This window comes from Longimicrobiaceae bacterium (genome assembly GCA_036375715.1).
Lineage (GTDB): Bacteria > Gemmatimonadota > Gemmatimonadetes > Longimicrobiales > Longimicrobiaceae > DASVBS01.
On record DASVBS010000085.1, the window covers coordinates 33767 to 58631 of the forward strand.

Genomic DNA, 24865 nt, shown 5'->3' on the forward strand with positions numbered 1-24865 from the left:
CCGACACCTTCGTATTATGGACCCCCACCCGGCACGCGGCCAAACTTGACGAGCGTACGGGTTGACTCCTGTCGGCTCTCGGCTGCACTGGAAGGTCGCGATGACGGGTTCCGGATATGTGTTCGAAGTCCTGAGGTCCGGCGGGGAGTTCACCCTCTATCGGGCTCGCAAAGCCGGGGAGCCGCCGGTGCTCGCCCTGGCGGTCACCGGGCCCTATCCGTCGCCGCAGAGCGACGAGCGCCTGGCGCACGAATACGAACTGGCGGCTGAGCTCGACTCCGCGTGGGCAGCGCGACCGCTGGCCCTCACCCGCCTCGAAGGTCAATTGATGCTCCTGCTCGAGGACTGCGGCGGTGAGCCCCTGGATCTCGTCCTGGAGCGCTCGGAGGGGCGGCCCCTGGAGCTGGAATCCGTCCTTCGGATCGCCAGCGACCTGGCAGCGGCTCTCGGGAAGGTGCACTGCCGCGGTCTCGTCCACAGGGACATCAAGCCTGCGAACATCCTCATCGACGAATCTGGCCGCGTCCGGCTCATGGGGTTCGGAATCGCCTCGCGGTTTCAAGGCGAGCAACGCTCACCCAGCCCGCCCGAGCTGATAGCCGGCACGCTCGCCTACATGGCACCTGAGCGGACCGGCCGCATGAATCGTTCGATCGATGCCCGCAGCGACCTCTACTCGCTGGGGGTTACCCTCTACGAGCTGCTCACGGGCACTCTGCCGTTCACCGCTCTGGATCCGATGGAGTGGATCCATTCTCAGCTCGCCCGACAGGCAGTGCCGCCGAGCGGGATCGTATCCGGGCTGCCACCACCGGTTGACGCGATCGTCCTGAAGCTCCTCGCAAAAGATCCTGAGGATCGCTACAGAACCGCCGCCGGTTTGGAGGCGGACCTTCGCAGATGCCTCGCCGCATGGATGGCGCACGGACGGATCGACCCCTTTCCCCTCGGCCAACAGGACGTCCCCGATCGGCTGCTGCTGCCGGAAAAGCTGTACGGGCGGGAAGCGGAGATCCAGGTCCTGCTGACCGCTTTCGAGCGAGTCGCCACCCAGGGGAGGACGGAACTGGTCCTGGTGTCGGGCCACGCCGGGATCGGGAAGTCCTCCATCGTGAACGAGCTCCACAGGGCACTCGTGCCGAGGCGAGGATGGTTCGCGGCCGGAAAGTTCGACCAGTACAAACGCGACATTCCATACGCGACCCTGGCGCAGGCATTTCAGCTTCTGGTCCGGCAGATTCTCAGTCGGAATGATGCGGAGCTCGAGCGCTGGCGCCGCGACCTGCTTGCGGCACTGGAGCCGAACGGGCAGCTGATGTTGAACCTGATCCCGGAGCTCGAGCTCGTCATCGGCGAACAGCCGCCCCTTCCGCAGGTCGATCCGCAATACGCACAGGCACGCTTCTATCAGGCTTTCCGCGGCCTCCTCGGCGTCTTCGCGACTCCGGAACATCCGCTCGTCCTGTTTGTCGACGACCTGCAGTGGCTGGACGCGGGCACCCTGGAGGTGCTGCAGCGACTGGTCACAGATCCGGAGGTTCGCCATCTCCTGCTGATCGGCGCCTACAGGGAGAACGAAATCCAGCCCGAGCACCCGCTCTCGAGGACTCTGACAACGGTTCGCCAGGTCGGAGCCGCACTCTCCGAGATCGCGCTGGGCCCCCTGCAGGTGGACCACCTGGCACGGCTCTCCGCGGACGCACTCTACACCGATTCGACGCGGACGCACGAGTTGGCGGTACTGCTGGGGGAGAAGACCGCAGGGAACCCGTTCTTCGCCATCCAGTTCATTACCTCGCTGGCCGAGGAGGGGCTGCTTTCATTCGATGCCGACAACTCCGCCTGGCGGTGGGACATCGGCCGGGTGCGCGCGAAGGGCATCACGGACAACGTGGCGGAGCTCCTATCCGCCAAGCTAAGTCGCCTCCCTGCGAACACCAGTGAGGCTCTGAGCCAACTCGCCTGTCTGGGGAATATCGCGCCGATATCGACGGTCGCGCTCGTTCGTGGAAGCACGCCGGACGAGGTCCACTCGCTATTGCGCCCTGCCGTGGAGGCCGGCCTCATCCGCCACGATGACGGGGCCGTCGCGTTCACGCACGATCACATTCAGGAAGCCGCCTATGCACTGATTCCGTCGGTCGACCGGGCCGCGGCACACCTGCGCATCGGCCGGGTGCTGCTGTCCCTCACGCCTCCCGCCGAGCTCGAGGAGAACATCTTCGAGGTCGTCAATCAGCTCGACCGTGGAGCGACGGCCCTGGAGTCATCGTCCGAACGTGAGCGGGTGGCGGAGCTCAATCTGCTCGCGGGTCGGCGAGCAATGACATCGAGCGCGTACGCCTCGGCGCAGGCACTGTTCATCGCAGGGATGGAGGCCCTCGGCGAGAACGGCCGCGAGAATCGACACCGATTGAGCTTGGACCTGGAGCTCTGCCTGGCCGAATGCGAGATCGTCGTCGGTGACCTGGCCAGCGCGGAGGAAAGGCTCACCCGTCTCTCGTCCGAAGCGCGGGAGCTCGTAGATCAGGCGAAGGTCGTCTGCCTCACCGTACTCCTCTACTTCTCGACGGGGAGGAGTCTGCGCGCAGCCGAAGTGGCGCTCGGGTTCCTCCCGCGCGTCGGCATCAACTGGCCGATGCGGCCCAGCGAAGCAAAGGTTCGCCGTGAGTATCAGCGGTTGCGGTGCAACCTTGCCGCGCGTTCGCTGGAGTCGCTCCGTGAGCTGCCCCCCATGTCCGACCCCATCAGCCTGATCGCGATGACGGTGTTGATGGAGCTCTTCCCGGCGGCTTACGCGATCGACCGATATCTCATGGAGCTCGTGCTCCTGCGCATGAGCAACCTCAGCCTGAAGCTCGGGAACTGCGAGAGCTCCGCGGTTGCATACTCGGCCCTGAACATGGCTCTCGGGTCCCATTTCGCCGACTACACCACCGCATATGGTCTCGGTCAGCTCGCCCGCGAAATGGTGGACGCGCGTGGAGCGGATCGGTTCAGGGGACGAGTCTACTCGCTCTTCGCCGCGTTCACCCTCCCTTGGAGCGAGCACCTCCCACGCTGTCAGCCGCTGATGAAACACGCCTTCGAGGTCGCCAGCTCGAGGGGGGACGCAGCTTTCGCTGCCTACGACGCCAGGAATTCGGTCACCCACCTCCTGGCCTGCGGGGTTCCGCTCACCCAGGTGCAACGGGAGGCCGAGCAGGCGATCGAATTCGCCCGGAAGATCCAGCTCGGCATGGAGACGGAGCGGTTCTTCAGCCAGCTCGAGCTCGTGAAGCGGCTGCGAGGGCTGTCGGGCGTGGATCGTCCCGAGGACGAGGAATGGGCGCGGCAGGACGTGGAGGGGGCGCCCGGTGTTGCCATGATGGTGTGCTACTTCTGGGTCTTCCGCCTGCAGGCCCGGCTTCTCGCCGGAGATATCCGCGCTGCCCTGGAAGCTGACGCGAGGGTGGCTCCGATCCGCTGGGCGATGCGCTCGTCCATCGAGGAGGCGGAGTACGACTTCTACGCGGCGCTGACCAGGGCCGCCGCCGCGGACAACGCGATCGGCAAAGACCGCGGGGATCACCTGGGGGCCCTCCGGAACCACCACGAGCGGATCGCCGCGTGGGCCGAGAGCTGTCCCGAGAATTTCGCCAGCCGCAAGGCACTGCTGTCAGCTGAGATCGCCCGGTTGGAAGGCGGCGAGGCCGAGGCCCGCTCCTGGTACGACGCCGCCATCCAGCTGGCGCGGAAGCAGGGATTCGTACAGAACGAGGCGCTCGCGAACGAGCTCGCGGGGCGGTTCCACGAGGCACTGGGACTCACGACGATCGCCGACGCGTATCTGCGGAACGCTCGCGACTGCTTCGAGCGGTGGGGAGCGCTCGCCAAAGTACGGCAGCTCGACGAACGATACCCCCACCTGCGCGCCCGGACGTTGCCGGGCCCACTCCGGGCCACGATCGACAAGTCTGTGGCTCAGCTCGACATCGAGGTCGTGGACAGGGCCTCGCAAACCCTCTCCAGCGAGATGGTCCTGCCGAGCCTGCTCGAGAAGCTCATGCGCCTGACAGTCGAGCACGCGGGGGCCGAGCGGGGCCTGCTCGTCCTCCTGCGCGGAGGCGAGCTCCACGTCGAGGCAGAAGCGAAGACAGCCGGCGGGAGTGTCGAGGTAACCGTGCAGGGGATTGGCGTCACTCCGGTCGATCTTCCGCAGTCGGTGCTGCAATACGTGCGGCGAACGGGGGAGCGGGTGGTGCTGGACGATGCCTCCGCCGGCGGCCTCGATCCCGACGACGAGTACGTGCGGCACAACCGTCCGAGATCCGTGCTGTGCCTCCCGATCTTCAAAGAGACGAAGGTGATCGGCGCGCTGTACCTGGAGAACAACCTGACCCCGTCCGCCTTCACCTCTGAGCGGGTGGCGGTGCTGGATTTCCTTGCTTCACAGTCGGCGATCTGGCTGGAGAACGCGCGCCTGTATTCCGAGCTGCGACGCAGCGAGGCATTGCTGAGGGAGGCGCAACACCTCAGCTCGACCGGCAGCTGGTTCTGGCGCGCGGACCAGGACGTGCTCGACTTCTCGGAACAGGCCTGTCGGATCTATGAGCTGAAACCGGGGGAGACGGTGACTGTGGACCTGATCGAGGACCGGACCCATCCGGAGGATCTATCCATTCTGCGGGAACTGTTCGCCGCCGCACGCGGCCCCGCTACCGACCTGGATGGCCATTACCGCGCCCAGATGCCGGATGGCGCCGTCAAGCATCTGCACCTCGTCGCGCACGGAAGCTACGGCGCGAGCGGTGAGCTCGAGTACACCGGCGCGATCCAGGACGTGACGCGGCGGCAGCTCGCCGAGGAAGCTCTCACCGAGGCTCGATCCGAGCTCGCCCACGTTGCCCGCGCTACGACGCTGGGAACCCTGACCGCCTCCATCGCCCACGAAGTCAGTCAGCCTCTGTCCGGCATCATCACCAACTCCAGCACCTGCCTTCGGATGCTGGACGCCAACCCTCCCAATGTGGAGGGTGCGAAGGAAACGGTGCGGCGCACGATCCGCGACGGCCACCGGGCCTCGGACGTGATCAACCGGCTGCGCGCACTATTCGGCAACAAGGGTTACGTCTACGAACCGGTCGACCTGAACGACGCGGCCCGAGAAGTGATCGCACTCACGCGGAACGAGCTCCAGAGCGGCAGGGTCGCTGTCCGGGCCGATCTCGCGGCCGACCTCCCCTCCGTTATGGGCGATCGCGTCCAGCTCCAGCAGGTGGTGCTGAACCTCTTGCTGAACGCGTCGGAGGCGATGAGCGACGTCGATCCGCATTCGAGGCAGGTGGTGATCCGCACCGAATGCGAGGAGGGGGACCGAGTGCGGCTGAGCGTGCAGGATACGGGGATGGGTCTCGATCTGGAGAGCTTGGACAGCCTGTTCGAACCGTTCTACTCCACGAAGGCCAACGGCATGGGGATGGGCCTGTCGGTCAGCCGCTCGATCGTGGAGACCCATGGCGGCCGGCTGTGGGCGGCTCCCAATTCAGGCTCGGGGGCGACGTTTTCATTCTCTCTTCCCCGTGCTTCGGAGAATGTGCGGCAGTCCACTGCCCCTCGAGTCACGCGCAAGAACGCTCCGACACCCCCACAGGGTTGAGAGGCAGACGTGATATCGACGCGACAGTTCGTAGCCGTCGTGGACGACGACGAGTCGGTGCGCGAATCGCTACCCGACCTGCTGAGAGAGCTCGGTTACGACGCCCGCGCCTTCTCCGCGGCCGAGGAGTTCCTCGCCTCGGAGTATCTGGACCGCACGCACTGCCTCATCCTCGACATCGCCATGCCGGGCATGACCGGACCGGAGCTCCAGCTGGAGCTGACACGACGCAGGCAGGACATTCCGATCATCTTCATCACCGCCTACATCGACGAAGCCGTTCGCCAGGGCGTGCTCCAACGGGGCGCGGTGGGCTGCCTGTTCAAACCATTCAGCGAGGCCGATCTGCTCGAAGCGCTCAACACCGCGTTACCACCGGCCTGAGCAATCCGGCACCGGCTTTCGACAAGGACGGCACCATGTCGCAGACCACACCCATCGTGTTTGTCGTGGACGACGATATCTCGGTACGCGAGTCGCTCGAGCTGCTGATCCTCTCGGCGGGCTGGCATCCGGAGACGTTCGCGTCCGCGCAGGACTTCCTTTCCCATCCCCGGATCGCCGCACCGAGCTGTCTCGTGCTCGACGTCAGCCTGCCAGACCTGAACGGACTGGAGCTGCAGAAGCACCTCGCCGCCGATCGAACGGACATGCCCATCATCTTCATCACCGGCTACGGCGATATCCCCACGACCGTCCGCGCGATGAAGGCGGGAGCAGTCGAGTTCCTGACGAAACCTTTCGGCGACGACGTGTTGTTGGCCGCGATCCAACACGCCATCGAGCGCAGCGAGAACGCGCTGTCACGGGAGCAGGAGATCCAGGGCCTCCGTGAGGCGTACGCCTCGCTCACCCCACGCGAACGCGAGGTCATGGCGCTGGTAGTCACCGGTCGTCTGAACAAGCGGGTGGGCCGCGAGCTCGGCATCAGCGAGATCACGGTGAAGGCCCATCGAGGCAAGGTGATGCGGAAGATGAAAGCCAGATCCCTGCCCGACCTCGTGACGATGGCCGCGACGCTCGGTCTCGCGACACCGCCCCCCGCCCCGGTCGGCGAATCAGGGGGCGCCCACTAGGCACTCCCCGCCTGCGTCACGCCGTCGTTCCGCCTGGTGGCGAGCCGACCCTGGCGTCGGTCTGCGCAGACAGCGCGGGAATGGAAAAAGAGAATGTGGCGCCCGGACCATCATTGGGTTCCGCCCATAGTCGGCCGCGATGGCTCTCCACGATCGAGCGGCTGACCGCCAGCCCGACGCCCATACCACCGCGCTTGGTGGTGTAGAACACGTCGAAGAGCCTGTCCATTCCCTCGGCCTGCAGACCTTCTCCGGCATCCCGCACGCTCAGCCGCACGCGATCGCCCTCCTCTCGCCCCGTTCGGATCAGCAGCTCCCTCGGGCGATCGTGGACCTCGCTCATCGCGTCCAGAGCGTTGCGCAGGAGATTCAGCATCACCTGCTGTAGCTGGACGCGATCGCCGGTGACGTGAGGCAGGTCTTCCGCTAGCTCGGTTCGCAATAGCACCCGACCCCTCTGCATCTCGCCGGACGAGAGCGCAATCACCTCCCGGGCCGCATCGTTCAGGTCGATGGCCTCCGTCGCCGTGCCCTTGTTGGCGAAGAGGGCGCGCAGTCGGCCGACCACCTCCGATGCTCTCTGTCCATCCCGAATCGTCCTGCGTGCGGTCTCGCGAGCACCCTCCAGGTTCGGCGGTTCGGATGCCAGCATCTTGAGGCACGTACTGGCGTTGGTGAGGATTCCCGAAAGCGGCTGGTTGACCTCGTGCGCAATGGACGCGGTCAACGCCCCGAGCGTGGTTGCCCGTGTGACGTGGGCAAGCTCTGACTGAGCCTGGCCGAGCGCCTCCTCGGAGAGTCGGCGCTGCGTCACATCCTGGACCGCGCCGATGTACTCGAGCTCGCCGTTCGTGCCATGGCTTCCGCGCGCGACCAGGTGCAGGTGTTTGACCGTTCCATCCGGCAACATCAGCCGGTATTCATAGTCCAGATCACTCCCGGGGCCTCGCGCCTCCGCGATCATCTCACGCAGCAGCCTGACGTCCTGCGGGTGAGTTCGCGCCCCGATCATCTCGAGCGTCACCGGCTCGCCAGGCTGGAAGCCATATGTGCGGTAGGTTTGCTCGGACAGCGTTACGTCATCGCTCGCCACCCGCCAGTAGAAGCTGCCCGTCAGACTCAGCCGCTGTGCCTCGGCGAGAAGTGCTTCACTGCGTCTCAGCTCGTCCTCGGCCTGCCTGCGTCCCGTGACGTCGCGCAGGTAGCCGGTAAACGAGGGAGGGCCCTCCAGCGGGATGCGAGTGATGGCGAGCTCGACGGGGAACTCGGTGCCGTCCGCCCGTAGAGCCGTCATCTCGACCCTCCTCCCGAGCACGTGCGGCTCCTCGGTGGCAAGGTAGCGGGCGAGTCCCTGCCAGTGCGCCTCCCGCTGGTGGGGAGGGATGATCACCTCGGCCAGCGGCCTGCCCAGAACCTGTTCGCGAGAGAAGCCGAACGTCCGCTCGGCGGCCGGATTGAACTCGGTGATGCGACCCTCGTGATCCATCGTGACGATGCAGTCGAGGGCCGAATCCAGGATGGCCGTCTTGCGCGCTTCACTCCGCCTCAGCTCCACGTCGGCCTGCGCGCGCTGCACGGAGATGTCCTCCGTCACGTCCTCCTCGATTTCGTGGATCGTCCCGCACCACTTGACGATCCGGCCTGCTTCGCCGGTCAGGGGACGAGCGCGAACGATCGACCATCGATACCACCCGTCGGACCGACGCAGACGCGCCTTCATTTCGCCAGCCTGACCCGAAGCGAGGATGGAACGCCAGCGCTCACGCAGGTCAGTCAGATCCTCGGGCGCGAAAGCAGCCAGCCACCCACGTCCGCGGGATCTTTCGGGAGAGAATCCGGTGTGGTCGCACCAGAATTGATTGACGAAATCGACGTTCCCATCGGGGAGCGCGGTCCAGACGACCCCCGGGAGCGCGTCGATCACGCGCCTGAGCTCGATCTCCATGGCAGCCCCTTGAGGCGGAAGCCCGACGCCCCCGGAGGGCCGCTGATCGAGTGACCCAGCGTCAGGTTGAGCGCATTCCGCGGCTCGAAATCGCTCGAATCGGGAGACGAACCGATCTCAAGCGACTCCTCGCCAAGCTCAACCAATACTGGGGTGAGGACCCGGGTTGTCCAGCTTGGCGGTCGCCGGCTCCCGGGCCAATCCCTTTCGCGCTCCGCACCGCCCCTCCCGATCGCGTCCCCCACCCAGCCGCTCGTCTCGAGCAACCGCGGGACCTGCCTTGGTCGCTCCGGATGATGCTATGGTATTGGCGATACCAACGTCTGATAGGGCCTCCCCGTCCCTCTCACTACTGTTCTGGTCCGATCAATCGAATGAGTTCGTCGCATACGACGTCGCGGATGCCGCAGAGGAAAATCTCAGCCATCGGCCGGAGCTGCAGACCTACCGGCCTCGAGTGCCGGGCCTGCCCGGCTGACCCGCGGCCGCCCGAGTAGACGCCACACCGCTCCGACCGACCCGCGACGCGTTTCTGGGCGCGACGGGTTCCTGGAGTGGGCACTTGGAGGAAACGATGAGCGTTCTCACGGAAGCTGCGCCGCGCTCCCCGATGCGCATGCGTCGGAGAAACCACGGACGGGTGGTGCGGCAGGGAATCGGCAGGGCTGAATCCCTTCGGTTCCTGACAGAGGGGGATGACGTCCCTGCAGGATCGCTCGACTACCCGGCTGGCCGGCGGGCTCCCGAGTTTCTGGACCGGTTCGCTGAGCGCGCCGTGCTGCATCAGCTGGTGGCGCACGTACGTGCGGGCCAGAGCCAGGTCCTGGTGCTGCGGGGCGAGGCGGGTTGTGGGAAGACCGCGCTTCTCGAGCAGCTATCGGAAACCGCCACCGGATGTCGGATCGCCTGGGCAACGGGCGTCGAATCGGAGATGGAGCTGGCCTTCGCCGGGCTGCATTCCCTGTCCGCGGGCCTGCTGAGCAACCTCGACAAGCTCCCGGAGCCACAGCGCGAGGCCCTGAGCACGGCCTTCGGCATGAGCTCAGGACCGCCTCCGGATCGATTTCTGGTGGGTCTGGCCGTACTCAGCCTTCTGTCTGAGCGGGCCGAGGATCAGCCGCTCGTCTGCATCGTCGACGACGCGCAGTGGCTCGACCCCGTATCGTTGCAGACGCTGGCTTTCGTCGCTCGTCGCTTGCTCGCCGAGGGCGTGGGATTGGTATTCGCGGTCCGCGATCACGACAGCGAGGGTGTACTCGACGGGTTGCCGGAGCTCGAGATTCCCGGTCTGGATGCCGAGCACGCCCGGATGCTGCTGGACGCGATCATCCCGGGCCCGCTCGACGAACAGGTGAAGACCCGGATCCTCGAGGAAACGCGCGGCAATCCTCTGGCGCTGATCGAGCTGCCAAGCTGCCTGACGCCGGCGGAGCTCGCCGGTGGGATGGGCTTCCCCGACGCCCACCAGCTGGCGAGCCGCATCGAGCGAGGGTTCGTGCAGCGCTCTGAAGAGCTTCCGCGCGACGCTCAGCTGCTCCTGCTGACTGCAGCCGCCGAACCGACGGGCGATCCGGGATTGCTGTGGCGCGCCGCGGAGCGTCTCGGGCTCGGTGGAGAGGCGGGGGTTGCGGCCGAGACCGCGGGATTGATCGATCTCGGCGTGCGGGTCCGCTTCCCGCATCCGCTCGTTCGCTCGGCGATTTACGCCGCATCGAATCCGAGCGATCGTCGCGACATCCATCGAGCACTGGCTGACGTCACGGATCCGTTGCTCGACCCCGACCGGCGGGCCTGGCATCGCGCCCACGCAACGGCACTGCCGGACGAGGAGGCGGCCACTGAGATGATGGTTGCGGCCGACCGCGCGCAGGCGCGCGGGGGCCTGTCTGCAGCCGCTGCCTTTATGCAGCGGGCTTCGGAGTTGACCCCCGATGCCGCCGTACGCGTCGAGCGTACGCTGACAGCGGCGCAGACGAAGCTCGATGTCGCCGACTTCGCATCGGCATCCACGCTCGTGGCCGCTGCCGGGTTGGGGCCGCTCGATGACCTCCAGAGAGCGCGCCTGGAGCGATTGCACGCTCAGATCGTGTTCGCCACCCAGCGCGGACGCGATGCACCGGCGGTATTGCTCAATGCGGCCCGACGGCTCGAATCCTTGGACGACGCCCTTGCCCGCGAGACCTACCTCGAGGCGATCTCGTCGGCGTTGTTCGCGGGCCGCCTGGGTACCGGCCCGCACGCCCGCGAGCTCGCCGAGAAGGCGCGTGTACTGCTCCCGCAGACGCCGCTGAGTGTCGCGGACCTGCTGCTCGACGGACTCGTGAAACGGTTCACCGAAGGGTACGCAGCTTCCGTCGCTCCGCTGACCCGCGCGCTGCGCTCGCTCGTCGACGCCGATGACCTCGGGTCGCATCATCGATGGCTCTGGCTGGCCTGCCGTCTCGCGCAGGAACTGTGGGACGACGAGCTCTGGTCAGCGCTTGCGGCACGCGGTGCGCGGGTGGGACGCGCAAGCGGAAGGCTGAGCTTGCTCGCCCATTCCGTCAATCATCTCGCCGCCTTCCACGTCCATTCCGGAGCCTTTGCCCAGGCAGCGCTGCTGATCGACGAAGCCAACATGATCACGCAGGCGACGCGGCTCCCACGGCTGACATACGCGGAATGCAAACTGGACGCGGCCCGCGGCGACCCCGTCCGGATGCAGGCGATATCCAATCTGTCGCTGGAGGATGCCGCCAGCCGCGGGGAAGGTTGGGCATTCGATCTGTACTGGAGTCTGTCGGCGTTCATGTACAATGGCCGGGGCCAATATGACAGAGCCCTTTCGGAGGCCCGGCAGGCGCGTGAAGACGAGGATGTGATCGCGTACGGCTCGCCATTGGTCGAACTGATGGAGGCCGCTGTCCGCGTTGGAGACTTCGACGAGGCGGCCGCAGCCCTCGACGTTCTGAGCACGCGGACCCGGGCGGCCGGCACCGAGTGGGCGTTGGGAATCGAGGCGCGCTGTCGTGGGCTGCTCACTGACGACGAGGCGTGCTACGAGGAATCGATCGAGCGGCTCACCCGCAGCCACGCGGCGATCGATCTGGCTCGCAGTCACCTCGTCTACGGGGAGTGGCTCCGCCGGGCGAACCGGCGGGTGGACGCGCGCAAGCACCTGCGGACCGCCTATGAAAGCTTCAGGCAGATGGGCGCCGCGGCGTTTGCGGAGCGTGCCCGCCGCGAGCTCCTCGCAACCGGCGAGACAGTCCGCCGGCGAGCGGGAGAGGGGGTGGAGACGCTGACGCCTCAGGAAGTTCACGTCGCGATGATGGCCTGCGAGGGGCACACCAACCCCCAGATCGGTGCCCGCTTGTTCATCAGCGCGCGCACGGTCGAGTACCATCTCCGAAAGGTGTTCCGAAAGCTCGGCATCGCCGGCCGACGGGAGCTACGTGACGCGCTCGCGGAGGTCACGCAGCAGACGGCTGCGGGTCTCGCCTGACGCTCCGTCGATCTGTCACCTGAAGCCTCGCCGGCCCGTCGAATGTCTGTTGCTTCGATCTTCGATCTGTCACCGATCCTCCTGACCGGATGTGAACTATGAATCCCTCGAGCGCGACGGACCTGTCGAACAAGTGTCATCTCTTGCGCTCCCTGCACCGGCCCGGTGCGCCTCTGTTGCTTCCGAACGCGTGGGACGTAGCCACTGCTCGGGCCGTGGTCGCGGCGGGGTTTTCGGTGGTGGCCACCACCAGCTTCGGCGTCGCGGCCGCTCTCGGGTTCGATGACCACGAGAACGCTCCTCCTGAAGAGATGCTGGCGGCGGCGCGTCGGATTGCCCAGGGGGTCGATGTCCCGGTGACCGTAGACGCCGAGGCTGGCTACGGGATGGAACCCCGCGAGCTCGTTGAAGCCCTGCGTGACGTCGGCGCCGCTGGATGCAACCTCGAAGAATCGGACCACCGGGCGGGCACCCTCCGCGATCCTGCCGTGCACGCCGAGTGGCTCCGGTCGGTTCGCCTGGCCGCCACGGAGATCGATTACCCGTTGGTCATCAACGCCCGGATCGACGTCTTCCTCCGTGGCTACCTCGCAGGTGCCGACCCGGCGACCCAGCGGCAATCGGTTCCCGAGGCACTCGAGCGCGCCAGCGCCTATTTCGAAGCCGGCGCCGATTGTGTATACCCGATCGCCCTCGGGGAACCGGAGGCGTTGGCTCACTTCATGTCCGAGGTGCGGGGCCCCGTGAACGTCACCTACCTCCCTCAGGTTCGGTCGCTCGCGGACCTCGCTTCCCTCGGGGTAGCGCGGGTGAGCTGGGCCGCCTTCCTGTTCCACGCGTCGATAGCCCATTTCGAGAGCCAGCTTCACTCGATCAAGGAATCTGCTGTCGGCATACCCGCCTAGCTCTATCGCAGCCGGTTGAAGCATCAGCCGAAGGGCGCTCGCCGGCCCCGAGCCCCTTCGGTCCGGCATGCGCCAGCCGCCCTGCAGGATTTTCCCGAAATCGAATGTGGAAGGAGCGTGCTCGAGCTATTCGGCGAGCACGCGATGGATGAACGAGACTGCGATCGAGCCTTCGCCCACCGCCGAGGCAACGCGCTTGATGTTCGCGCAGCGAACATCCCCCACGGCGAACACGCCGGGACGTGACGTTTCGAGGAGATAGGGAGGACGCTGCAGAGGCCACCGAGCCGCGGCGAGGTCTTCGGATGTCAGGTCCGGGCCGGTCCTGATAAAGCCCTTCGAATCGAGCGCGACACGGCCATCGAGCCAGCCGGTATTCGGTTCAGCCCCGGTCATCAGGAAAACGTGCCGGACATCATGGCTCGTGACCGTGCCGCTACCATCGCGCCAGGTCACGCGCTCCAGGCGCCCGTTTCCTTCGAGAGCCAGGATTTCAGTTCGAGTTCGGACCTGGATGGTCGGAATCTCCTCGATGCGGCGAACCAGGTAGCGCGACATTCTCGCGGAGAGACTGTCGGAGCGGACCAGGACGTGTATTCTCCTGCCGGTCCGGGCGAGAAATACCGCCGCCTGACCGGCGGAGTTGGCACCTCCGACGACGATCACCTCCTCGTCGTCCGCGAGCTGCGCCTCTTCCATGAACGTGGCGCTGTAATAAACTCCGGCGCCCTCGAACTGAGCGAGATTGGCGAGCGCCGGTCTACGGTAGCGGGCTCCCGTGGCGAGAATGACCGACCGACCGCTGATGATGGAGCCGTCGCTCAGCCTCACACGGTTGTGTCCCCCGTCGCAGATCAGCTCCACCGCGCCTTTCGCGATCAGGACGGCTGCGCCGAACTTCTGTGCCTGAGCATATGCACGTCCGGCCAGCTCCTGACCGGAGATCCCGCTGGGAAATCCCAGGTAGTTTTCGATTCTCGAGCTCGATCCTGCCTGGCCGCCAGGCGCACTGGCCTCGATTACCAGCGTATCGAGCCCCTCGGAAGCCGCGTAGACCGCCGCCGCAAGGCCGGCAGGCCCCCCACCGACGATCACCACGTCGCGAAGGCGCACCCGGTCGATTCCCTCATTGAAGCCGAGGTAGTCGGCGATCGTTTCGTCGCTGGGGTTCTTCAATACAGAGTCGCCACGGGAGATCAGTACCGGCGTGTCGGTCGGGCCCAGGTGGAAGCGAGCGAATAGATCCCGCACATCGGTGTCACGGTCGAGGTCGAGGTACTTGAACGGATGACCGTTGCGGGTGAGGAACGCTTTGATGCGAAGGGTGGCCGTGCAGTGGCTGGAGCCCACCAGCAGCACGTCGCCGATGCCCTGCGCGACCAGCTCTGATCGCCGATAGATCAGCGCTCTCATCAGCACCTCGCTGATCTCGCCGTCGGTCTGAATGAGCGCGTGCATCTGGCGGCGGCTCAACTGCACGACCTGACCCGACCCGCTGGCACGAACCCGCATCATCGCAGGCCGGCCGAGAACCATGCTCACTTCGCCGGTGAATTGACCCGGTCCATGGAACGCGATGGTAAGATCGCCCTGGCTCGATGGACGGATGACCTCGATCTCCCCGTCCTGCACCACAAAGAACGGCACATCCGTCTGACCGCTCTCGATCAACACCTCACCGCGGGCGATCGGGCGAACCGAGCCGTGGGCCGCGATCCGTGCGATCTGGGCGGCATTCAGCGTCGGAAACATAAGGGGTGCCGTCGCGGCCCTCATGAGCGGCGCGGAACGGGTGGGGGCTTCGGTCTGCATGTCAGTGGCTCTCGAGCCGGAAGGGCATGCCCACGCGGACCGATCGGATTCGGGTCCGTGGACACGCGGTGTACGAACGATCTGTGCGTTCGGGGGCACGCGATTCCGTGCGAAGCACGGACTTCGCGGACCGCCGAGATGATACGATGCGTCCCGGCCTTCCGGCCCTCTTCCGTCAAAGCCCTGGTCTGGTCCCCAGTCCAGCTACCTGCCGGATCCAGCCAACGACAGAGGGTCACGGAGGATCCTACCATCCGCCGTGACCCTCCGCGACGTCCTCCATCTCCTCTGCGGTTTCCCGCCAGAGCTCGCCAGAACGACAACCAACAACGGCCCCTGTCGGGAGGTCCGACTGGGCAGTCGACCGGGCATCCCCCTGACGCGGTCAGAGGAGCGCCGGCGCCATCCTGCTCCACGCTGACCCACGTGTCGACTATCCTGAAGGAGCACGCGATGAACACCATGACCGAGCAAACCGCGAACGCCACCCCGAGCGAAGACAGGTCCCGGAGCAGAGGCAGGGGGAAGACACCGCCCACCAGCCCCGACACCATCGTCCTCGTTCACGGCTTCTGGGTGACCCCTCGCAGCTGGGAGCGCTGGATCCCCTACTATCAGGGGAAGGGATACCGCGTCCTGGCCCCCGCCTATCCGGGGCTGGAGGTGGAGGTCGAGGCGCTGAACAGCGACCCCTCCCGCATCGAGCAGCTGACCGTTCGGGCGATCATCGACCACCTGGAGGAGATCGTACGCCGGGTGGATCCCCCACCCATCCTGATGGGGCACTCCGCGGGCGGGGCGTTCGTGCAGATCCTGCTCGACCACGGGTATGGCGCGGCAGGCATCGTCATCGACTCGGCGCCGACCGAGGGCGTCCTGGTGGCGCCCCTATCACAACTCCGGTCGACGTTCCCGGTACTGAGAGATCCGGCCAACCACCACCGAGCGGTGGGGCTCACCTTCGAGCAGTGGAATTACGCCTTCACGAACACCGTCGGCGAGGCCGAGTCGCGGGAGTTTTACGAGCGCTACCACGTACCGGCGTCGGGCAGGATCGTCTGGGACGGCGTGCTGGCCAATTTCATCCCGGGACCGCAGGGCGTCTTCGTCGACTATCATAATGACGCCCGCGCGCCGCTCCTGTTCATCTCGGGTGCCGAAGACCACCTCATGCCGCCGTCCGTGCAGCGGTCGAACGCCCGGCACTACAAGTCGGCAACGGTCACGGAGGTGAAGGAATTCCCCGGCCGCGCGCACCTGATGCCGGCTCTTCCCGGCTGGGAGGAGGTCGCCGATTTCGCGCTCGACTGGGCCAGCCGGCACGTCCACATCGACGCCGCACACGCGAATCCCGCTGAGTCGTGACAAGGTGACAAGGTGACAAGGTGAACGGGTGGCGGGACAGACAAGGAGACGAGGCGACAAGGAGGAAGGGTTGGCCGGCCTGGGCTCTCGAGCCGTTCACCTTGTCACCTTGTCACCTTGTCACCTTGTCACCTTGTCACCTTGTCACCTTGTCACCCTGTCACCCTCTCGAGTCATCGCTCTGCCGCCCCCGCCCGACTAGGGTCCTCACCAGTCATCCCCCTGACGCGACCCCGGGGCGGAAGGGCGATCGTGCTCCTCGCAAACCGTCGGATCAACCTGCACCGAGGAGCACACGATGAGCACGATCGCCGAACGCACCCGGAACACCATCACCACCGAGGACGGCACCCGGATCTACTACAAGGATTGGGGCTCCGGACCAGTCGTCACGTTCTCCCACGGATGGCCACTCAGTGCCGACATGTGGGACGGACAGATGCTGTTCCTTGCGGCGAACGGATACCGGGTGATCGCCCACGATCGACGCGGGCACGGCCGGTCCAGTCAGACGCCGTCCCACAACGACATGAATGGCTATGCCGACGATCTGGCGGCGGTGATCGAGGCGCTCGATCTCCGTGACGCCACGCTGGTTGGCCATTCCACCGGGGGCGGTGAGGTCGCGCGCTACATCGGCCGACACGGAACCGCCCGCGTGGCGAAGGCCGTCCTCATCGCCGCAGTCCCGCCGCTCCTGCTCAAGACTGAGGCGAATCCCGAGGGCCTCCCCATCGAGGTGTTCGATGGCCTGCGCGCAAGCCTCCTGAAGGACCGTTCGCAGTTCTATCGCGACCTGGCGATTCAGTTCTATGGCGCGAACCGACCAGATGCCCAGGTCTCACAGGGGGTTCTCGATCAGTTCTGGCTGTGGAGCATGCAGTGCGGCCTCCTCAACGCCTACGACAGCATCAAGGCGTTCTCCGAGACCGATTTCACCACGGATCTTCTCGCCTTCGATGTGCCGACGCTCGTGCTGCACGGCGAGGACGACCAGATCGTGCCGGTGCATGATTCGGCGAGGAAGTCGGCGCGACTGATCAAGGGCGCGAAGGAGGTCTACTTCCCGGGAGCTCCGCACGGCATCACGGCCACTCACCAGGATCAACTGAACGCGGAGTTGCTGGCCTTCCTCAGGAGCGGGAACTAGGCATGGCCACCACGAGCGCTCAGACCGCCTTGAGCAGTCCGTCTCGCCTCCTGGGTGGCATCACGGTGAGCGACACACCGCTCATCCGGGAGGCGATGGAGTATGCCAGGGAGCACTCCGAACCATACCTCTACAATCACGCGGTTCGCTCCTGGCTCTTTGCCGTCCGTCTCGCCCAGCTGCGGCAGACTGCGCACGATCCCGAAGTGATCGCCGTCGGGACATTGCTCCACGACATCGGATTGACCGCGGCCGCCAGCGGCCCGAGGCGCTTCGAGGTCGAAGGGGCTGATTGCGCGAGATCCATGGCGGAACGGCACGGGCTCGACGAACGTCGAGCCCAGTTGATCTGGGACACCGTCGCGCTGAACTCCACCCCTTCAATCGCGGCGTACAAGGAAACGGAGGTCGCCCTCTGCACGGCCGGTATCGGCCTGGATTGGGGCGGGTTCGGTTACGACCAGTTCCCACCGGAGGAGATGCGGGGAATTCTCGCGGCCTTTCCCCGGCTGGACATGAAGCTCCGCTTCACGGATGCCGTCTGTGGCATCTGCATCAGCAGGCCGGAGACCACCTACGACAATTTCGCTCGCGACTTCGGGGAACGTTTCGTCCCCGGGTACCAGCGGCCATCGGTGGTGGATCACCTGCTGAATGCGCCGTTCGAGGACTGAGCGTACAGCCGGACGATCGTAGGCTCGCGCTCTAAGCCACATATCGCTGAAAAGCCAATGTGGCTGCACCAATCAAATGTGGAGCACGTAATGAAAATCGTGATCATAGGTGGAACCGGCAGGATCGGCTCACTGGTGGTTGGCAGGCTGAGAGCCGGTGGCCACCAGGCCATACCGGCCGCACCAAACACGGGCGTGAACACGCTGACCGGAGAGGGTCTGGCCGAAGCGCTGGATGGCGCGGACGTGGTCGTGGACGTGTCGAACTCGCCGTCCTTCGAGGACGCGGCAGTGCTGAGGTTCTTCGAGACGTCGACGCGAAACCTGCTGGCCGCTGAGGCGGTGGCGGGCGTTCGCCATCACGTCGTGCTATCGGTCGTGGGGACAGGCACGGAAGGGGTCGAAGAGAGCGGCTATTTCCGCGCGAAGGTCGTGCAGGAGAACCTGATTCGAGACTCGTCGCGCCCGTACTCGATTGTCCGTGCGACGCAGTTCTATGAATTCATCAGGGGCATCGCCGACACCTCCACCGTGGGTGACACCGTGCGGGTCCCTGCCGTGCTGATCCAACCCATGGCCGCCGAGGATGTGGCGTCGGCGGTGGCGCAGGTCGCTGTCGGAGCACCGGTGAACGGAGTGGTCGAAGTGGCGGGGCCAGAGCGGTTCCGCCTCGATGAGCTCGTCCGCCAACGCCTCCTGTCGGACCAGGATCGTCGGGAGGTGATCGCCGATCCGGACGCGCGCTACTTCGGCGCGAGGCTGCGGGAGCAGACCCTCCTCCCGGGGGATGGAGCGAGTCTCGCCAGGACCCGCTTTGACACATGGCTGAATGAAGCGCAGATGGCCGCACGGTAGCGGGATGGGCCTGCATTCGGGCGGCAAGGGCGCGAGCAATGTGCTGGACGTTGCACGTATGAAGCCGGAGCCGCCCGAATGAACCTTCAGTTTCGACATACAGCAATGTCAATAACGGACAGGAGGCGGGGTAACATGACTACGCTCGTCGATGCGTCCGACCCTGGGCTCGCGAGGGAATTCGCGGCGACCGGCGGACGGAGGTATCTCCGCCCGCGCATCCGCACGCGGGAATCACTGCAATTCCTCACCGAAGTCGGCAACGCCCTCGTCGGGTCGCTCGACTACCAGGTCACGCTGCAGAAAGTGGCCGAGCTTGCGGTACCACGTCTCGCGTGCTACTGCGAGCTCGCCCTGATCGAGGACGGAGGAGTCCAGCGGGTAGGGCTGGGTCACCGGAAGCCCTCGCAGGAGGCGCAGAGCCACAGGTGCTTCTTCCCGGCGGAGGTGGGCACCAGTGGACCCCTGGCCGATGTGCTCCGCTCCGGCGAGCCGCTGCTCCTCACGCCGAATCGCGAAGATCTTCCCGACATGGAGACCGGAAACCCGGCCGAGCAAGACCTCCTTCGGCTCGCCGGAGCGACCTCGTTGCTGCTGGTCCCGCTGATCGCGCGGGGTGCCGTTCTCGGAGCCCTGCTCCTCGCTTCCACCCGGACCGACCGCTTCTACGGTCCGCAGGACCTCCTTCTGGCTGAAGAGCTCGCCCGCACCGCTGCGTTAGCCATCGACAACGCACGTCTCTATTCCGAGGCCAATCAGGCAATCCGGGCGCGCGACGAGGTTCTACGAATCGTTTCCCACGATCTGCGAAATCCGATCGGCGCCATAGCGACAGCGGCGACGCTGGTGCTGAAGCGGTCCGCGACGGACTCAACGGACGTGAGCGCGCGAATGCTGCGAACGATCCTTCGCGCCTCGCGACAGGCCACTACCTTGATCGATGACCTGATGGATCTGTCGCGGATCGAGAGCGGGCGCCTGGCGGTCGATCCCCGGCCAAAGCCACTGGTGCCACTCGTCATGGAAGCGGTCGAGCTTCACGCGCCCGCGGCTCGGGAGAGGGGCATCCAGCTCAGTTGGACCGTAGCGGCGCCGTCGCCGGTGGTGATGGTGGACCACGCGCGCTTTCTGCAGCTCATCGGGAATCTCCTGTCCAACGCCATCAGGTTCACGCCGCCAGGTGGCCAGATCCAGATCGCCGCGGCAACCCACGGGGATGAAGCGCGTTGCTGCGTGACGGATACCGGCCCGGGGATTCCACCGGACCAGATCCCCCACGTCTTTGACCGATTCTGGCAGGCAGCCCGAGGCGACGGGGGAGGACTCGGGCTCGGGCTTGCCATCGTACAGGGGATCGCTACGGCGCATGGAGGACGCGTCTGGGCCGAAAATGAACCGGGAAAGGGTGCCCGGTTCGTGTTCACCCTTCCCCTGGCCGCGGCCTGAGCAGTCAGGCCGGGTCGAGGAAGGCTCGATCTGTCGGCAGTACAACGAGCTGGCACAGGACGGGTGGTGTTGTCCGCTCGTACTCCAACTACCGGGGAAGTGCGACGTGCGGGCCACATCATGCCCGCCTACGCCGCCCATTCCATGTTGCATTTCAGTGATTGGACGATCTCCAGCATTCCCGACGACGCACGATGCTGGATCCGAGATGCTGGACCTGATCCGGGCCCAACGAAGACCACGCCGGGTGGGAAGCCGCCCGGGCTTTCGCCGTAATCGGCAACGACGAGCTCAGCCCCTACGTGGCGGCGGCCTTCCGACCCAGCACGTACCCCAGGCTACCGAATCCCAGCGCGCCGGTGGCGACCTCCTGGAATCCGCGTTTCCGGATGAGATCCTCCACCTCCCGGATCGTCTCCAGCGATTGTTGACCGTGCAGCAGGACGATCGGATTCATTCGAGCGAGCAGCCCGCCTTCCCGGGATAGGTCGACAATCAGCGCGCGGCCGCCCGGGACGAGCACCCGGAACATCTCCGCGATCGCGTCCGCCCGCTGGTCGCGCGGCAGGTGGTGCATGACCATCGTGCAGAGGATGGCATCGAAAGAGCCATCCTCGAAGGGTAGATGCTGCGCAGCGGCCACCTTATAGCCGATGTCGAGCTGTCTGGCGGCCGCTTTCTCTTTCGCCAGCGCCACCATCTCCGGGGATGCATCGATGCCGTGCACCACCCCCTCGGACCCCACCTTCTTCCGGATCTCCATGGCGAGCGTCCCGGTACCGCAGCCGACGTCGAGCACCCGCTCTCCGAACGAAAGCGCGGCACGTGTGAGGATCGCCTCGCGGATTCGCCGCGCACGTCCCAGCGTGACCACGGGCGCGAACAGGTCATAAAACCGGGCATGCCGGATCAGGGTTCCCGGAGCATGATGATCATGTCGATTCTTGACCGCTGACATTGCAACTACTCACCAAGCGTGGAATTGTCCTTCACCTCCACACATTCGTCCGCGCGAGATCGATCACCTCGTCCGCGCGGCCACTGAGCACTGCCTTCACCAGATACAGGCTGAACCCGCCCGCCAGCTGCCGTGTGATGGTCGGCGGCAGCGACAGCTCCTGGCGGTTGACCACCACATCTACGAGCGCGGGGCCTTTGTGGTTCAGCGCGGCGCGAATCGCGTCATCCACCTTACCGGGATCCTCAACGCGTATGCCCGTGATTCCTACAGCCTCCGCGACAGCGGCAAAATCGGGGTTTTCGAGATCGGTTCCGTAAGGGAGAAGCCCCGCCGCCTTCATCTCGAGCTCGACGAAGGCAAAGGAGCCGTTGTTGTACACGATCACTTTGACCGGGAGGCCGTGCTGCACGATGGTGAGCAGGTCGCCCAGCAGCATCGCGAGGCCGCCGTCGCCGGCAAGGGCGACAACCTGGCGTTCGGGGCTCGCCAGCTGGGCGCCTATCGCGAGCGGGATCGCCGCCGCCATGGAGCCGTGCATCCAGGAGCCGAGCAGCCGGCGCATGCCGCCCAGCATCAGGTACCTCGCGGCCCAGATCGTGGGCGTGCCCACGTCGGCAGTGAACACAGCGTCGGGATCCGCTCGCTCGTTCACGACGCGCGTGAGATGCTGCGGATGGATCGGGCGCCGCTTGTAGTCGCCGCTGGCGAGTCGGTCGAGCTGCGCGCGCGTGTCCCGATAGCGGCGAAGAGAATCGTCCAGGTGCTCGCGGTCCTCCCGCTTGGAGAGCCGCGGTAGCAGCGCGCGCAAGGTGTTGCCCACGTCCCCCACCAACCCCAGATCGAGCCGGGTGCGCCGACCCAGGTGCTCGGCATGGATGTCGACCTGTGCGATCCAGGCTTTCTCAGGATAGAACTGCTGATATGGGAAGTCGGTGCCGAGCATGAGGAGCGCATCGCAGCGCTCCATAGCCTGATAGCCGGACGCGAAGCCGAGCAGCCCGGTCATCCCCACGTCGAACGGGTTGTCGTGCTCCACGAACTCCTTGCCGCGCAGGGTGTGCACGATCGGCGCAGCCAGCCGGTCCGCCACGGCCATCAGCTCGTCGTGCGCACCGGCGCATCCCAGGCCGGCGAGAATCGTCACCCTCCGTGCCCGTTCGAGCCCCTCCACGAGCGCGTCCAGGTCGGCGTCGGAGGGGCGAACGATCGCGTGCGGCTTGCGGATCGAAACGCGTGGGGCGTCCGAAGGGGCACGCATGGCGGCGACGTCGCCGGACACGATCACCACGGCCACACCCTCCCGGCCGAGTGCCGCCTGGATCGCCATCTCTATCACCCGGGGCGCCTGCGACGGCTGGGAGATGGTCTCGCAATAGGCGCTGCAGTCGCGGAAGAGAAGCTCCGGGCGGGTCTCCTGGAAGTATCCGCTCCCGATCTCGGCGCTGGGGATGTGCGCGGCGATGGCGAGCACCGGCACCCTCGAGCGGTGACAGTCGTAGAGCCCGTTGACGAGGTGCACGTGCCCCGGGCCGCAGCTCCCCGCGCACACCGCGAGCGTGCCGGTGATCTGTGCTTCCCCACCCGCGGCGAAGGCTGCCACCTCCTCGTGCCGCACGGTGATCCACTCGATGTCGTCCCGCGCTCGGATCACCTCGGTGATGCTGTTCAGCGAGTCGCCCACGACTCCGAGCACGCGGCGCACGCCCGCGCGGACGAGGGTCTCGACCAGGACCTCGGCAACGGTGGCCATGGCAATGTCTGTTGAAGTGGATGCATTTAGATCCCGGTGCTGCGCAGCCGGAGACCGTTGCTCTGGCCCGCGTGCACGAAGCTGGCCGCCGCGGCATGCTGGGCGAGTATGGCCTGGCAGCGGTGCATCCGCCGGAGCCGTATACATGAGCTGGCTGCAATTGCCCACGTGACCAGGTGCGCCCTGGTGCCAGTCGGTTTGGCAGGACGATCCTTGCCGCCAGCGGAAGACGTCGGCATCGCGCGTCGCGCGACTGGCCGTGGAGAAGCTGGTCAGCCGTTTAGAGCTGTCGGGGTTGCCGGAACCCGCCCCGACGGCAAATTGCTGGAATCCCTCACCGAGCGGCCGTTGACCGCGGTGGTCGTCGCCGGCGCACCCTCGCCCGGAAAGCGCAACGTGGCAGATCCTCTCTCGCCCGCGAACTCCTCGAGGCCGGATCCGGCTGGCACACCGCGCGTGATCGCTGACCGCTACCAGATCCTGCGGCTCCTCGGCGAGGGAGCGTCCGCGCGCACCTTGCTCTGTTCGGACCTTCGGGAGAACCGCCGCGTCGCCATCAAGGAGTTGCACCTCGCCCGCCTCGGCGACTGGAAGCACCTCGAGCTATTCGAGCGCGAGGCCCGAACGCTCTCCAAGCTCGATCATCCCGGAATCCCCAAAGTCTTCGCTTTCTTCGAGGGAGAGGGGGATGCCGCGACGTTCTACCTCGTGCAGGAATTCATCGAGGGCCAATCGCTCCAGCAGAGAATGGACTCGGGGCCGCTGCCGGGGCGGAAGGAGGTCCTCGATCTCACCCTCGGCTTGCTGGACGTGCTCGAATATCTCCACGGGCGCGTACCGCCGGTCATCCACCGCGACCTAAAGCCTTCCAACGTGCTGCTGCGCCCCGGTGGGACCCCCGCGCTCGTGGATTTCGGCGGGGTTAACCTGGGCTGGCAACCCGCGGGGGCCACGAGGACGACAGTGGTGGGCACCTTCGGCTACATGGCCCCCGAGCAGCTCGTCGGACAGGGTGGCCCCGGCTCCGACCTCTACTCGCTCGGTGCCACGCTCCTCCATGTGGTTACGGGTCGCCCTCCCTCGGACTTTCCATTCGACGGTGGCCGCATCGAGGTCCCCGACAACCTGCCGGTCGACCCGCCGCTCCGGCGGTTGATCGCGGCGCTGCTTCACCCGGCGCCGCGGGATCGCCCGCAAACGGCCGAGACGGCCCGGCGCATTCTCACCGAGCCGGCGCAGGAGCGGTCGACCTCCGTCTCTCACCACCGGGTCGTGGTGCCCGCGCCGGCCCCCACCCCGCCCCGGTCCCTGCTGGGGATCGCCGGCGAGCCCCGCTTCGTGGACATGGCAGATCCCCCACGAGACCCCGGAGGTGAGCTCAGGGATGTCTACCGGAACCTGATGCACCCCCTCTTCCCCGCCCGCCGCGCCTGGTCGGGTTTGGAGCATCTGCTATGGCTTGGCATTTCCGGCGCGACCGCAGTTGTCACGCTCGGGGGCATCACGGCTGCCTATGCCTGGGGAGTGAAGAAGCGGAGGAGGGAGTACGACGACCTCTTTCGTAACGGTAGGTTCACCGTCGGAACGATCCGGGCCGCCGTCCCCACGGGCGGCATATACGCCGTGGTCAGGTACGAGTTCGAGGCGGACGGTGTCTACCACGTGGGGTCGATGCGCTGCGCCCAGGAGATGACCCGGTACTGGGGGCCCGGCGACGTGGTCTCCGTGCTCTACGATCCCGAAGAGCCGACTAGATCCTGCATCGTCTATCGATGAGGCAGTCTGGTCTCACGTGTACACCGAA

15 protein-coding genes are annotated in these 24865 nt (G+C 66.1%); 11 read left to right on the forward strand and 4 right to left on the reverse strand.

Annotated elements, in window-relative coordinates; all coding sequences use genetic code 11:
- Positions 1-100: 100 nt before the first annotated feature.
- Genes VF167_18960 through VF167_18970 form a run of 3 tightly spaced genes read left to right on the forward strand, consistent with a single transcriptional unit; the run spans position 101 to position 6714 of the window.
- A complete protein-coding gene (locus tag VF167_18960; GenBank protein HEX6927512.1) occupies positions 101-5638 on the forward strand; it encodes an AAA family ATPase in 5538 nt (1845 codons plus the stop codon).
- A gap of 9 nt (positions 5639-5647) precedes the next feature.
- Positions 5648-6022, forward strand: a complete 375-nt coding sequence (locus VF167_18965; protein HEX6927513.1) for a response regulator — start codon at positions 5648-5650, stop codon at positions 6020-6022.
- A 35-nt stretch (positions 6023-6057) separates the two neighbouring features.
- Entirely contained in the window at positions 6058-6714 is a 657-nt protein-coding gene (locus tag VF167_18970; GenBank protein HEX6927514.1) for a response regulator transcription factor, read from the forward strand.
- A 16-nt stretch (positions 6715-6730) separates the two neighbouring features.
- Here VF167_18970 and VF167_18975 read toward each other — a convergent pair whose 3' ends face one another.
- Entirely contained in the window at positions 6731-8659 is a 1929-nt protein-coding gene (locus VF167_18975; protein ID HEX6927515.1) for a PAS domain S-box protein, read from the reverse strand.
- 574 nt (positions 8660-9233) lie between these two features.
- Between VF167_18975 and VF167_18980 the strand changes: the two genes are divergently transcribed.
- Positions 9234-12143, forward strand: coding sequence for a LuxR family transcriptional regulator (locus VF167_18980; GenBank protein HEX6927516.1), 2910 nt, complete (start codon positions 9234-9236; stop codon positions 12141-12143).
- Between the two features lie 98 nt (positions 12144-12241).
- Positions 12242-13048 (forward strand): isocitrate lyase/phosphoenolpyruvate mutase family protein, encoded by an 807-nt coding sequence (locus VF167_18985; protein ID HEX6927517.1) that lies wholly within the window; start codon positions 12242-12244, stop codon positions 13046-13048.
- Between the two features lie 126 nt (positions 13049-13174).
- On the opposite strand, the gene VF167_18990 is transcribed toward VF167_18985, so the two are convergent.
- The gene (locus VF167_18990) at positions 13175-14860 is read right to left on the reverse strand and encodes an FAD-dependent oxidoreductase (GenBank protein HEX6927518.1); all 1686 of its coding nucleotides are present in this window, start codon (positions 14858-14860) and stop codon (positions 13175-13177) included.
- A gap of 426 nt (positions 14861-15286) precedes the next feature.
- On the opposite strand from VF167_18990, the gene VF167_18995 reads away from it, so the two are divergent.
- From VF167_18995 to VF167_19015, 5 genes are all read left to right on the forward strand, one after another.
- Entirely contained in the window at positions 15287-16225 is a 939-nt protein-coding gene (locus VF167_18995) for an alpha/beta hydrolase (protein ID HEX6927519.1), read from the forward strand.
- 298 nt (positions 16226-16523) lie between these two features.
- Complete coding sequence (locus tag VF167_19000; GenBank protein HEX6927520.1) at positions 16524-17375, forward strand: alpha/beta hydrolase; 852 nt, start codon at positions 16524-16526, stop codon at positions 17373-17375.
- A gap of 2 nt (positions 17376-17377) precedes the next feature.
- Entirely contained in the window at positions 17378-18049 is a 672-nt protein-coding gene (locus tag VF167_19005) for an HD domain-containing protein (protein ID HEX6927521.1), read from the forward strand.
- A gap of 90 nt (positions 18050-18139) precedes the next feature.
- Positions 18140-18904 carry an NAD(P)H-binding protein gene (locus VF167_19010; protein ID HEX6927522.1) on the forward strand — a complete coding sequence of 255 codons (765 nt, stop codon included), beginning with the start codon at positions 18140-18142 and terminating at the stop codon, positions 18902-18904.
- A 135-nt stretch (positions 18905-19039) separates the two neighbouring features.
- Positions 19040-20350 carry a GAF domain-containing sensor histidine kinase gene (locus VF167_19015; GenBank protein ID HEX6927523.1) on the forward strand — a complete coding sequence of 437 codons (1311 nt, stop codon included), beginning with the start codon at positions 19040-19042 and terminating at the stop codon, positions 20348-20350.
- Between the two features lie 298 nt (positions 20351-20648).
- Here VF167_19015 and VF167_19020 read toward each other — a convergent pair whose 3' ends face one another.
- Both VF167_19020 and poxB read right to left on the reverse strand, forming a co-directional pair.
- Complete coding sequence (locus tag VF167_19020; GenBank protein ID HEX6927524.1) at positions 20649-21308, reverse strand: class I SAM-dependent methyltransferase; 660 nt, start codon at positions 21306-21308, stop codon at positions 20649-20651.
- 31 nt (positions 21309-21339) lie between these two features.
- Positions 21340-23061 (reverse strand): ubiquinone-dependent pyruvate dehydrogenase, encoded by a 1722-nt coding sequence (gene poxB, locus VF167_19025; protein HEX6927525.1) that lies wholly within the window; start codon positions 23059-23061, stop codon positions 21340-21342.
- A 321-nt stretch (positions 23062-23382) separates the two neighbouring features.
- On the opposite strand from poxB, the gene VF167_19030 reads away from it, so the two are divergent.
- Positions 23383-24837, forward strand: coding sequence for a serine/threonine-protein kinase (locus VF167_19030; protein HEX6927526.1), 1455 nt, complete (start codon positions 23383-23385; stop codon positions 24835-24837).
- Positions 24838-24865: the final 28 nt, after the last annotated feature.

Coding starts and splice junctions, on each gene's coding strand:
- VF167_19000 (HEX6927520.1), top strand. CDS start 16,524: ATGAGCACGATCGCCGAACGCACCCGGAACACCATCACCACCGAGGAC.
- VF167_18985 (HEX6927517.1), top strand. CDS start 12,242: ATGAATCCCTCGAGCGCGACGGACCTGTCGAACAAGTGTCATCTCTTG.
- VF167_19005 (HEX6927521.1), top strand. CDS start 17,378: ATGGCCACCACGAGCGCTCAGACCGCCTTGAGCAGTCCGTCTCGCCTC.
- VF167_19010 (HEX6927522.1), top strand. CDS start 18,140: ATGAAAATCGTGATCATAGGTGGAACCGGCAGGATCGGCTCACTGGTG.
- VF167_18960 (HEX6927512.1), top strand. CDS start 101: ATGACGGGTTCCGGATATGTGTTCGAAGTCCTGAGGTCCGGCGGGGAG.
- VF167_19015 (HEX6927523.1), top strand. CDS start 19,040: ATGACTACGCTCGTCGATGCGTCCGACCCTGGGCTCGCGAGGGAATTC.
- VF167_18970 (HEX6927514.1), top strand. CDS start 6,058: ATGTCGCAGACCACACCCATCGTGTTTGTCGTGGACGACGATATCTCG.
- poxB (HEX6927525.1), bottom strand. CDS start 23,061: ATGGCCACCGTTGCCGAGGTCCTGGTCGAGACCCTCGTCCGCGCGGGC.
- VF167_18990 (HEX6927518.1), bottom strand. CDS start 14,860: ATGCAGACCGAAGCCCCCACCCGTTCCGCGCCGCTCATGAGGGCCGCG.
- VF167_18975 (HEX6927515.1), bottom strand. CDS start 8,659: ATGGAGATCGAGCTCAGGCGCGTGATCGACGCGCTCCCGGGGGTCGTC.
- VF167_18980 (HEX6927516.1), top strand. CDS start 9,234: ATGAGCGTTCTCACGGAAGCTGCGCCGCGCTCCCCGATGCGCATGCGT.
- VF167_19020 (HEX6927524.1), bottom strand. CDS start 21,308: ATGTCAGCGGTCAAGAATCGACATGATCATCATGCTCCGGGAACCCTG.